We start from the raw sequence: 9,997 nt of genomic DNA on the forward strand, positions 1-9,997 counted from the left end.
CGTCTGGACCAAGAAAAAGGTCCGCCAACGCCGCTTCAAAGGCCGCCGTATCACTCAGCTCTGATTCCGGGTACTAGCGCCCCGTCCCCATACTGGTGGACAAGGCGGCGCAGCGGCAATTCTCGTGCTTCTGGAGTTGATTAGGAGACGCACGTCTTGCCGTGCTTGTACGGCGTCTGACCGGGCGATCGGTCCCAGGCTCCTTGCACAACACGCGCAACGGGCTCGTTGACGAGAGCGGCTAATACTATCATCTTGGGCCCGGCCCTTGCGTAGGCAAGGCACCCTCCTGGCGCGGCATGTCTGACGAGTAACCTTCGGTTCGTCCACCACGAACGATTGTCGCGGAGGCGCCGCGATACAACATCAGCACAGATTCCTGGGACGGCATCTCGACGGAACGAGGTCGCGCCTCCGCCACAAGACCATTCAGCGCTTGATCCACGAGTGCGATGAAGCGTGGTGGACCGGATGCAAGCACTAGGCCAGTTCCCGGCGCCGGTCGCATGATGTAGCGTTCGTCGGAAATGTTGAGCGTATCGAGAGTTGCCTTGAGCGCGTCGAAGCTGATTGAGGTTAGGAGAAGCAGACGAGTTTGCGCTTCCTTTGCGGTAGAGACGTAAAGCACGAGTCCATCGTAATACCATTGAAGATTGTAGAGCTGAGTCAGATGGTCAAGGAACTCGCGCGGTGGCAGCTCCGACATGTGCCCGCGAATCCGACCCTTCACCTCGGCGCTGATAGTGACTTTAACATCGAGGTTGCTGCCGAATTCCTGCAGCGCCGCGGAAAGCTCCTGATCCAGAACCGTATACCGATAAGGCGTCGAGGGCAGCGACAGGGGAGCGCCGCGCGCCATCTGTATTCCGCCGGAAACGGAAACGGCGACACACAGAACTCCGTTCAAAACGTACGGAATTATGAATTTGATGAGCATTCATGGTCCTCTTTGACTTAAGCCAACAGGAGTACGTTGCGCACGTAAACGCGAAACGTGCTCTTTAGATGACGATGTGCGGGCGAACCCGTCAGCTTGTCGTCAGCTGGCCTGTCTAGATAGGCAGCTGGTCGTGTCACATCTCGAAGAGAGCGAGTCTTTCCATGATGATGTTAGGCGTTGCGCCGATGTCTCACAATCTTGAAGGTCTGTCTACGACCTGTTCGGCAACGGTAGTCCACGAGCAGGTCCAGCTTCAACAGAGTCTTTTGCAGGCGCCTTCGGTTCAACACGTTGCGCCTTCAGTAAGAGAAGCAGCGGCCGTTCCGCCGACATCCGAGGTATCGCGTGCAACAACACAGGCGAGCCCGCTGGGCGATCGCATCCTCCAGACTCTTTCTGCGATGTATCGGGTCAATGCAGCTCCAAACAGTGCGGAGCCCGGGGGGCTGTCGGAGCCCCTTTTGCTGCGACCGGGCGCAGCGGAAGTCGTTGTGCCGCCCCCCCCCAGTGGCGCAGGTAATTTCGAGGTGATGTTGGCCAATCTGAAGGATCTTTCTGAGAGCGCCATTCAGGTAACACTTATTTCAAATGGCATCGCCAGCCTCGGTTCCTCTCTGAACAAGCTGTTATCGGCCGGCTGAGTGGGGCGAATGATTGGTTCAATCTGTCGCAAAAGCGGTCAGGCGCGTCTATTCCGCAAGCGGCTTCGCCTTGTGGCTCTGCTGCCGCTCCTGCTTCTCCTAATTGGTTGCAAAGCCGATCTCTACACCAAAGTTCAGGAGCGTGAGGCCAATGAGATGCTTGCGGTCCTCCTCAAGAACGGGATCGATGCGCTCCGCTTTGCTGCTAAGGACGGGACAATCACGATCCAGGTCGAGCAGACTCAGATTGCTTCCTCAATCGACCTGCTGAACGGCCAAGGGCTGCCGCGCCACGCTTTCAAGAATCTCGGCGAAGTGTTCAGCGCGGCGGGCCTGGTTGCTTCGCCGACCGAGGAGCGCGCCCGTTACGTCTATGCGCTGAGCGAGGAATTATCTCGCACGATCAGTGATATCGATGGCGTCCTCTCAGCGCGGGTCCATGTTGTTCTGCCGAAGAACGACCTCTTGCGACGTGACACTACGCCATCTTCGGCGTCGGTTTTCATCCGGCATGACTCGCGGGCAACTCTCTCAATCTTGCTGCCGCAGATCAAGATGCTCGTCGCCAACAGCATCGAGGGCTTATCCTATGACAAGGTGTCTGTTGTTTTTGTGTCAGTCGAGCGGCCCGCACTAGAGCCGCGACCGCCAGCTGCGGCTGGTTTCGCCCAAGCATCTGGAGTCTTTTCAACGCCATTGCTTGCAGTTGGCATGGGTCTCGGCGGCTCTGTATTTGGCGCGCTATCCTGCGTCCTGCTGAGCGCCCGTGGGCGTCAGCGCAGGCAATCATCCCAGAAGGTTGGCGCGCTTGGTGGGCGCTCGGGTGTGTCTGCTATAGAGATGATTCGCAAAGCGATTAAGCCCAATGCGGCGTAATGTGGTATCCGACATGACGAGACCGAATTTGTCCGCCGAGCAGCATGGTCCGCTGAAATTGACCTCCGTAGCTATTCGTAGGCTTGCTGCCTCAATTCATCCGACCCGCCTCGCCGCGCGGCTTGACGCGAACCTCTCGGCCGCGACGTTGGTACGACTGCAGAAGAGTCGTAGGCTGCAGATAAGACTGCAAGCGTTGCTGCTTGACAATGAAATGGACTTGAACGGAAGTGACTTCGGGCCAGACCTTCTCCTCGGGCATGATCCGCGCAGGGCTGCTCTGCTCGCCGGGGGCATTTGGCATGCCCATTCGCTAACGAGGCTGTTTTCAAAGCACGATGTCGCCGTTCTGGTCGAGCGCGTCGGCGCCGAGGTGCAGGCTTTCGGGATCCGACATGCAGCGCATGCGGTTTCGACCAGATTAATTGCGGATCCTCAACAATTAGCGCTAGGGATTGAAGACGATGGACATGCCTGCCTCGGCGCTTGGCTCGATCAAGCATCAACGCTTGATCGCCGCCGCATGCTTCTACGCTTAGCTGTCGGATCGGCCGCGGACAATCCCGCGACTGAACACCGGGATGCGGCGAGTGGATTGTTTTCGCTGGTGTTGGCCCAATTGGCGAGGGAGGCCCCAGCGGGATGACAGCCGACGACACCGCGCCGCCCGTCGCTCCGCACATCCGCCCGCTTGGGCCACTCATACCGGCGAGGGATCTCGAGATTTGGCAGAGCGCCGTCGAGGCGCGTTCCGTGGCCGAGCGCAATCTGAAGCGGGTTCGCGGCTGGGCGCGCAGAGCTTATCAGAAGGAGCGTGCGCGCGGCCATGCCGAGGGGGTGAGGGCCGGCGCCCAGGAAATGGCACAGCTGGTCGCGCAGGCTGCCTCGGAGGTGGCACGACGAAAGGTCGTTTTGGAGCAGGAACTATCAGCGCTCGTGATGGACATCGTAACTGATCTACTGGGCGATTTCGATCCCGGCGAGATGTTGGTGAGGACGATTCGCCACGCGATTTCGCAGAGCTATGGCGCCGCGACACTTTCTCTTCATGTGTCCCCCCTGGATGCTGATGCGCTTACGCGCGAATTTGCTGCGTGCGGCCGACGGGAGGGCCGGCCGGCGGTCCGGATTATTCCGGATCCGGTGCTGTCAGCGAGGGAATGCGTGCTGTGGAGCGAATTTGGCAATATTCACCTCGGACTGGACGCGCAGCTCCGCGCACTGCGTTTGGGCTTTGGGTTAGATCATGAGGCAGGCGAACAGTGACGGCGCCGAGACCAAACGATAGCTATCCTGATGGAGAGGGGGCTCTGCACACGGCGCTTGCCCGTCTGCGAACTACGGCAAGGCAGGTAGACACGCGTGCCGTAGGCGGGCGGATCACGCGGGCGATCGGCACGATGATCCATGCTGTTTTGCCGGATGCTCGCATCGGAGAGCTTTGTTTGCTTAAAGATCCGCGCACCGGATGGTCGCTTGAGGCCGAGGTGATCGGCCTGTTGCAGGACGGCGTGTTGCTGACGCCGATCGGTGACCTGCAAGGCATGTCCGGCCGCGCAGAAGTCGTTGCTACTGGCCGAATGCACGAAGTGCCGGTCGGCGCCAATTTGCTTGGCCGGGTGATCGACAGCTTCGGCCGTCCGCTCGATGGCAAGGGCGCAGTCAAAGCCACGGAAACGCGTCCGTTGCGCGGCAAAGCGCCAAACCCAATGACGAGGCGCATCATCGAGCGGCCCCTGCCACTCGGTGTTCGCGCCTTGGATGGTCTTCTCACATGCGGCGAGGGCCAGCGCATCGGCATTTACGGAGAGCCTGGTGGCGGCAAGTCGACGTTATTGTCGCAGATCGTAAAAGGCGCGGTCGCGGACGTGACCGTGGTTGCGTTGATAGGCGAGCGAGGACGCGAAGTGCGTGAATTCATCGAGAGGCATCTTGGGGTGGCGGCGCTTCGCCGCACGGTCGTCGTCGTTGAGACCTCCGATCGCTCAGCGACTGAGCGGGCGCAATGTGCTTATGCGGCTACTGCGCTCGCCGAATATTTTCGCGAACAAGGCCTGCGCGTCGTTCTGATGATGGATTCTTTGACGCGATTTGGCCGCGCTATGCGAGAGATCGGGCTTGCTGCCGGTGAGCCGCCGACCCGACGGGGCTTCCCTCCCTCTGTCTTTGCAATGTTGCCAGGTTTGCTGGAGCGCGCCGGTATGGGTGAGCGCGGCTCAATCACCGCTTTCTATACCGTGCTTGTGGAAGGTGAGGGCACGGGCGACCCAATCGCCGAGGAAACGCGCGGCATTCTAGATGGTCATATCGTTCTTTCACGCTCTCTTGCGGCGCGGGCGCATTTCCCGGCCATCGATGTGCTGTCGAGCCGCAGCCGAATCATGGATGCCGTCGTGTCTGCACCGCATCGCAAGGCAGCATCCCTCTTCCGTGACCTTATCTCCCGTCATACAGAGGCCGACTTTTTGATCAAGGTTGGCGAATACAAGCAAGGAAGCGATCCGCTGACGGACCGAGCTATCGCTTTGATCGATGATCTGCGAGAGTTTTTGCGCCAGGGCGACAACGATGCGTCCACTTTTGAGGAAACCGTCACATGGATGTGCCGTCTGACCGCATGAGCTGCATTCATATTTCGAGACTGCGGCGCGTGAAGGATATCCGAGATGGTAGTGCTCGCAGGCAGTTTTCCGATATGGAAGCCAAGCGTCATATCGCGACCTTGGCCGCGGAGCACGCATCCCAGGAACTTGCGATTGCTGAAAAGCATCATACGAAGGCCCAGGCCGAGGTTTATCAGCAGTTGACGTCGCTCGGTACATTGTCCGTCGTTGAACTCGATCATTACCAGCTCACGCTTGAGAGGCGCGCGATTGAGATCGCCTCGAAACGCCGCATGCTTGAGGACGCGCGTATCGCTCAAAAGCAGGCCGAGACAGCGGCATCCGAGAGGCGTGCGCACTGGGCGAAGCTCTCCGTAGCGAGTCATAAATGGCGTCAAATCGAGACCGACGTCCGGCGTGCGGCCGATACCCATTCGGAAGTAACAACCGAGCTAGACGCTGATGATGAAGTCTTGCTTCGCCAAGGAAGGGTTTGCCCACATCGCTCGCAGACGGTTCAATCTAATTACCGCTAGTCCCGTTGTGATGCACATGCGCCGCCCTGTACAGACGCCTCCTGCAACTCGTGGGGACGAATGCGCGAAGTACGAGCCGACCCACAGCCTAACCCAGAGTCTCGTCTCATGGCTCAACAGAAACGTGCGGCCCTCCACGTCTTTACGGAGTAGCGTTTGCGACAAGCCGCTATCGGTGCGACTGGAACGACTGGTGTGGCAGGAGGAACCTCCGGCTCCGTCGACGCTCGATTTCGTTTGGGAATTCGGCGATGATACGCTCGTGTTGTCGATACCGCATTCGCTTGCCGAGGCCGTGATCTCGACAGTGCAGAGTGGCTTAGCGTTACTTACCGAGCCAAGTCGTTCGCTCGTTCTTGAACTTGCACTCGAACCCTTGCTCGCTCGCCTGGAGACTGAGACAGGGCAGCAACTGCGACTCCTCCATGTTGGAAAGGCGGAGAAGAACGGGCCTTATATCGAACTCGACATCATCTACGGACTGCTCAGGGGCAAAGGTCGCCTCTTTCTTTTCTCGCCTCTCGATGGACCGATACCGCCGGCGTTCCGCGCCTTAGGGGCGCTGCTCGGCCAATTGCCGCGAGAGCTGTGTAAGGTCCCCGCAGAGCTACCCGTTACAGTTGCAGGAGAGATCGGCGCTCTCCGGGCGTCAGCCTCACTTCTTCGTAAAACTAGTAAGGGCGACGCTTTGTTACCGGATGTAATGCCATTTGCCCGCGGCCAGATCACCCTCACTGTGGGCCCGTTATGGACCACGGCAGATGTCACTGGCAACCGCCTGACCCTGCACGGACCGTTTCGCTTGCGGCCGCGCCCTCTAGAGTATGCACATATGACGAAAATACCCGGTTCACAGCAGCCGCCTTCGGAAGCCGATCTCGACGATATTGAGATTTCGCTCGTCTTCGAATGCGGCCGCTGGCCCATCACGCTGGGAACCCTGAGAGGCATCAGCGAAGGATATGTATTCGAACTTGGCCGGCCGGTCGACGGCCCGGTCGATATCCTAGCAAACGGAGTGCGTATCGGGAGTGGCGACATAGTACGGATTGGGGACGAGCTCGGCATTAGACTCCGTGGCAGGTTAATGGGCAATGACTAACGTTGAACCAGCAATACTGCCGCTTCTTGCGATCACGGCCGCGCTCGGCTTGTTGGTCTTCGCGGTCGTCACGACCACGGCATTCGTAAAGGTATCTGTCGTCCTCTTCCTCGTTCGCAATGCGCTTGGGACCCAATCGATCCCACCGAACATCGTTCTATACTGCGCAGCATTGATGCTCACCGCCTTCACAAGCGCTCCCGTCTTTGAGCAGAGCTACAACCGTATCGCCGATCTGCAGCTCCGCTATCAGACGCTCGAGGATTGGGTAGCCGCTGCGAAAGAGGGGCAAGAGCCGCTGCGAGGCTATCTCAAGAATTTCACCAATGAAGAACAGCGAGGCTTTTTCCTGTCGTCGACCGAACGTGTCTGGCCGGAAGAGATGCGCGGCAGAGCCACAGCCGATGATTTCGTCATTCTCGTCCCATCTTTTCTAATCTCAGAACTCAGGCGCGCCTTCGAAATCGGGTTTTTACTATACCTTCCGTTTATCACTATCGATCTGATCGTAACGACCATTCTGATGGCGATGGGCATGTCGATGGTGTCTCCGACAGTGATCTCAGTTCCTTTCAAGCTGTTTCTATTCGTGGCGATTGACGGCTGGTCGCGCCTCATGCACGGACTAGTGCTTAGCTATATAACACCTGGAGGGTGAGCATGGATGAGGCCACTATTATCCCTTATATGAGCCGCTCACTGGTGCTTTTCATGACCTGGGTTCTGCCTCCGCTCATTGCAGCGGCCGTCGCCGAAACCGTCATCGGCATCATCCAAGCGGCAACCCAGGTTCAGGATCAGACATTGCCACTAACTGTGAAGCTTCTGGTCGTTGTTGGGATTATAGCTTTGCTTTCTCCGGTGCTGAGCGCCCCACTCATCGAACAAGCCAAGCAGATCTTCACCGAGTTTCCCGCGCTCACGACGAGCTACTAGCAGCCGCGGCCATGTATGATCTGCCTTCCACCGAGACGCACCGTCTGATTCAGGCGACATTCGATCTCATCGTCGCTGCCGGCCTTGGTGCGGCCCGCCCACTGAGCATAATGCTGGTGCTTCCCGTATTTACGCGTCCGCAGATCGGTGGCCTGATCCGCGGCTGCCTGGCCGTTGCGATCGAGCTGCCATACTTGGCGCACATCGCCGATGGCCTGAAGGCGCTAGATCCGGACACACGTCTGCTAAAGATCCCGCTACTCGGTCTTAAAGAGGCGTGTGTAGGCCTGCTGATCGGCGCTCTGCTCAGTATTCCCCTCTGGAGTCTACAGGCCGTCGGCGAGATCATCGACACGCAACGAGGCATCAGCAGCGTGGTCACTCCCGCCGATCCCGCGACACGCAGTCAGGCTTCGGCAACGGGACTGCTTATCGGTACCACCGCGATCACGATCTTCGTCGTATCGGGGGGCCTGCAAACCATGATCAGCGGGCTTTACGGCAGCTATCTGATTTGGCCGGCTTATCAGCTTGGGCCCGCGCTGAGCACGCAAGGGACACTGGAGTTGTGGGGCGCGCTCGACAGCATCATACGTACCGCCGTCCTGATCTCTGGGCCTGTGGTAGCCTTCCTCTTGCTGGCCGACATATCAGCGCTCCTGCTCGGGCGCTTCGCGCCGCAATTCAGCCCGCGCGACCTGTCTTTGACGATCAAGAATATCGGCTTTGCGATCGTCATGGTCACTTATACAGTCTATCTTATCGAATACATGCAATCGGAAATCACGCAGTCAGGGCGAGAGCTGGAGAGGCTTGAAAGGAAATGAAGTGAGCGACACCAGCGAAGAGAAAACGCTCGCCCCCACTGAAAAGAAGCTAAGCGATTCGCGCAAGAAAGGCGTCGTTCCGCACAGCACGGATCTAGTCAGGGCCGTCAGCGGTTGCGCCGGTCTCGGCTATCTCTGGTTGGAAGCGAATTCCATCTACGGCAAGTGCCGTGAGGCGCTCATGCTGACTGATCAGCTGCTTGATAGGCCGTTCAATATTGCGGTCGATCTTGCGCTCGGCGTCTTGCCCGAACTTGCAATGAGAATTGTTGGCCCGCTTCTTGGGAGTATTGTCACCTGCGCAGTTCTGACGACGGTCCTGGCCAATGGTGGATTGGTGTTCTCCTCGGAACCGCTGACGCCGAAATTCGAGAACATTGATCCCGTCAGCGGACTGAAACGCATCGCTTCTTTGCGTTCTCTCATCGAGCTTGGCAAGACCTTATTCAAAGTCTTCTGCCTCGGCGCTATCTGTCTTCTCGTCGTTGTCGGCGCGTGGAAGACACTGGTCTATTTGCCAGTTTGCGGCACGGGCTGCTTCGAGTTTGTGTTCATTCAAGTGAAACTGTTGATTGGGATTGCAAGCGGCGCGTTTCTGATCAGTGGATTGATCGATCTCCTGGTCCAGCGCTGGTTGTATTTGCGCGGCATGCGCATGACTAAGAGCGAGATGAAGCGCGAGTTCAACGAGCAGCAAGGCAGACCAGAGCTGAAACGCGAACATCGACGCCTTCGGCGGGAGCAGGCCAGCGAGTCTCCACTCGGCGTGCGTCGCGCGACATTGATCTTGACTGGGCGCGATCTGCTCGTCGGGGTACGCTACATACGTGGCGAAACGGGGGTGCCGGTCTTGGTTTGCCGCGGCGACGGGGAGACGGCTTCACAGCTCTTTGATGAAGCGAGGCGCCTTCGTCTCACTATCGTCGATGATCACGTCCTGGTCCGTGAGCTAATCCGTAACACTAGCCTCGGTAATTCGATTCCTGTCCGATATTTCGAGCCTGTCGCAAAAGCACTCCTTGCCGCCGGCCACGTCTAGCAGTCTGCTTAAAAACATTGGAATTGAGAGTTTTTCTTATTCTGACCGGTCGTTGTGGGGCGGCGCGGTGGAGTTGGATGTAATTTCTAGTCTGGTGAGGGTGTTCCCTGACGCGGGGTGGCTAAGCGGCAAGCAGTTTGGGAATGCCGATCAGGTTGTAGGCGATCAGATTGAGCAGGAAGTCGGCGGCGACCCGAGCGATGCCGCGATGTTTGGTCTTGCGCATGGTGCCGTGCTGCTTGCCCCATCCGAAGATGCACTCGACCATCGCCCGGCGCGAGTGCGACATGCCATATCCCCGATGCCGCGTGGTTCGTTCATTTGCGTGTGACGCGGCGAATGGTGCCCATCATATTCTCGGCGATGTTGGTACAGGCGAGCGATCGACGAAGCTCCTTCGGCAGCTTCAACCGGACGACAGTCAGGATTTCGTCGAGGCCTTCGAGGATGCTGGCCGCGACGCCGGGCCATTGCTGGTCGAGGCGACGCGCGAGATT

At 58.5% G+C, this 9,997-nt stretch carries 13 protein-coding genes and 1 pseudogene; 11 read left to right on the forward strand and 3 right to left on the reverse strand.

Going from position 1 to position 9,997, the window contains the following annotated elements:
- Positions 1 to 250 precede the first annotated feature (250 nt).
- Entirely contained in the window at positions 251 to 937 is a 687-nt protein-coding gene (locus AC0L3A_RS38895) for a nodulation protein NolW (RefSeq protein WP_473256389.1), read from the reverse strand.
- 164 nt (positions 938 to 1,101) lie between these two features.
- Here AC0L3A_RS38895 and AC0L3A_RS38900 point away from each other — a divergent pair, with 164 nt between their 5' ends.
- The 11 genes from AC0L3A_RS38900 to AC0L3A_RS38950 all read left to right on the forward strand — a co-directional run bounded on the left by AC0L3A_RS38900 (position 1,102) and on the right by AC0L3A_RS38950 (position 9,500).
- Positions 1,102 to 1,581, forward strand: a complete 480-nt coding sequence (locus AC0L3A_RS38900; protein WP_473256390.1) for a nodulation protein NolB — start codon at positions 1,102 to 1,104, stop codon at positions 1,579 to 1,581.
- A 9-nt stretch (positions 1,582 to 1,590) separates the two neighbouring features.
- Positions 1,591 to 2,457 (forward strand): type III secretion system inner membrane ring lipoprotein SctJ, encoded by an 867-nt coding sequence (sctJ, locus tag AC0L3A_RS38905; protein WP_473256391.1) that lies wholly within the window; start codon positions 1,591 to 1,593, stop codon positions 2,455 to 2,457.
- 13 nt (positions 2,458 to 2,470) lie between these two features.
- Positions 2,471 to 3,103: a nodulation protein NolU gene (locus tag AC0L3A_RS38910; RefSeq protein WP_473256392.1), complete on the forward strand. Its 633-nt coding sequence runs from the start codon at positions 2,471 to 2,473 to the stop codon at positions 3,101 to 3,103.
- Positions 3,100 to 3,723, forward strand: a complete 624-nt coding sequence (gene sctL, locus AC0L3A_RS38915; RefSeq protein WP_473256393.1) for a type III secretion system stator protein SctL — start codon at positions 3,100 to 3,102, stop codon at positions 3,721 to 3,723. Before AC0L3A_RS38910 ends, sctL begins: the two co-directional genes overlap by 4 nt.
- A gap of 44 nt (positions 3,724 to 3,767) precedes the next feature.
- Positions 3,768 to 5,078, forward strand: a complete 1,311-nt coding sequence (gene sctN / locus AC0L3A_RS38920; protein ID WP_473256401.1) for a type III secretion system ATPase SctN — start codon at positions 3,768 to 3,770, stop codon at positions 5,076 to 5,078.
- Positions 5,054 to 5,596, forward strand: coding sequence for a hypothetical protein (locus AC0L3A_RS38925; RefSeq protein WP_473256394.1), 543 nt, complete (start codon positions 5,054 to 5,056; stop codon positions 5,594 to 5,596). Before sctN ends, AC0L3A_RS38925 begins: the two co-directional genes overlap by 25 nt.
- Positions 5,597 to 5,789: 193 nt before the next feature.
- Positions 5,790 to 6,698, forward strand: a complete 909-nt coding sequence (sctQ, locus tag AC0L3A_RS38930) for a type III secretion system cytoplasmic ring protein SctQ (protein WP_473256395.1) — start codon at positions 5,790 to 5,792, stop codon at positions 6,696 to 6,698.
- Entirely contained in the window at positions 6,691 to 7,356 is a 666-nt protein-coding gene (sctR, locus tag AC0L3A_RS38935; protein ID WP_473256396.1) for a type III secretion system export apparatus subunit SctR, read from the forward strand. The genes sctQ and sctR overlap by 8 nt, the downstream gene beginning before the upstream one ends.
- Before the next feature lie 2 nt (positions 7,357 to 7,358).
- The gene (locus AC0L3A_RS38940; RefSeq protein WP_473256397.1) at positions 7,359 to 7,634 is read left to right on the forward strand and encodes an EscS/YscS/HrcS family type III secretion system export apparatus protein; all 276 of its coding nucleotides are present in this window, start codon (positions 7,359 to 7,361) and stop codon (positions 7,632 to 7,634) included.
- Positions 7,635 to 7,645: 11 nt separating this feature from the next.
- Positions 7,646 to 8,461, forward strand: a complete 816-nt coding sequence (sctT, locus tag AC0L3A_RS38945; RefSeq protein WP_473256398.1) for a type III secretion system export apparatus subunit SctT — start codon at positions 7,646 to 7,648, stop codon at positions 8,459 to 8,461.
- Between the two features lies 1 nt (position 8,462).
- Positions 8,463 to 9,500, forward strand: a complete 1,038-nt coding sequence (locus AC0L3A_RS38950) for an EscU/YscU/HrcU family type III secretion system export apparatus switch protein (protein ID WP_473256399.1) — start codon at positions 8,463 to 8,465, stop codon at positions 9,498 to 9,500.
- A gap of 121 nt (positions 9,501 to 9,621) precedes the next feature.
- On the opposite strand, the gene AC0L3A_RS38955 is transcribed toward AC0L3A_RS38950, so the two are convergent.
- Complete coding sequence (locus tag AC0L3A_RS38955) at positions 9,622 to 9,789, reverse strand: transposase (protein WP_473256400.1); 168 nt, start codon at positions 9,787 to 9,789, stop codon at positions 9,622 to 9,624.
- Positions 9,790 to 9,823: 34 nt separating this feature from the next.
- Positions 9,824 to 9,997: pseudogene (locus tag AC0L3A_RS38960) on the reverse strand (IS256 family transposase); the annotation flags it as partial.

It is taken from the genome of Bradyrhizobium sp. MI1.3, from assembly GCF_055811695.1.

What these genes read in the sequence shown, in the direction of transcription:
- AC0L3A_RS38895 (WP_473256389.1), bottom strand. Translation starts at nt 937, where the DNA reads ATGCTCATCAAATTCATAATTCCGTACGTTTTGAACGGAGTTCTGTGT.
- AC0L3A_RS38900 (WP_473256390.1), top strand. Translation starts at nt 1,102, where the DNA reads ATGATGATGTTAGGCGTTGCGCCGATGTCTCACAATCTTGAAGGTCTG.
- sctJ (WP_473256391.1), top strand. Translation starts at nt 1,591, where the DNA reads ATGATTGGTTCAATCTGTCGCAAAAGCGGTCAGGCGCGTCTATTCCGC.
- AC0L3A_RS38910 (WP_473256392.1), top strand. Translation starts at nt 2,471, where the DNA reads ATGACGAGACCGAATTTGTCCGCCGAGCAGCATGGTCCGCTGAAATTG.
- sctL (WP_473256393.1), top strand. Translation starts at nt 3,100, where the DNA reads ATGACAGCCGACGACACCGCGCCGCCCGTCGCTCCGCACATCCGCCCG.
- AC0L3A_RS38925 (WP_473256394.1), top strand. Translation starts at nt 5,054, where the DNA reads ATGGATGTGCCGTCTGACCGCATGAGCTGCATTCATATTTCGAGACTG.
- sctR (WP_473256396.1), top strand. Translation starts at nt 6,691, where the DNA reads ATGACTAACGTTGAACCAGCAATACTGCCGCTTCTTGCGATCACGGCC.
- AC0L3A_RS38940 (WP_473256397.1), top strand. Translation starts at nt 7,359, where the DNA reads ATGGATGAGGCCACTATTATCCCTTATATGAGCCGCTCACTGGTGCTT.
- sctT (WP_473256398.1), top strand. Translation starts at nt 7,646, where the DNA reads ATGTATGATCTGCCTTCCACCGAGACGCACCGTCTGATTCAGGCGACA.
- AC0L3A_RS38955 (WP_473256400.1), bottom strand. Translation starts at nt 9,789, where the DNA reads ATGTCGCACTCGCGCCGGGCGATGGTCGAGTGCATCTTCGGATGGGGC.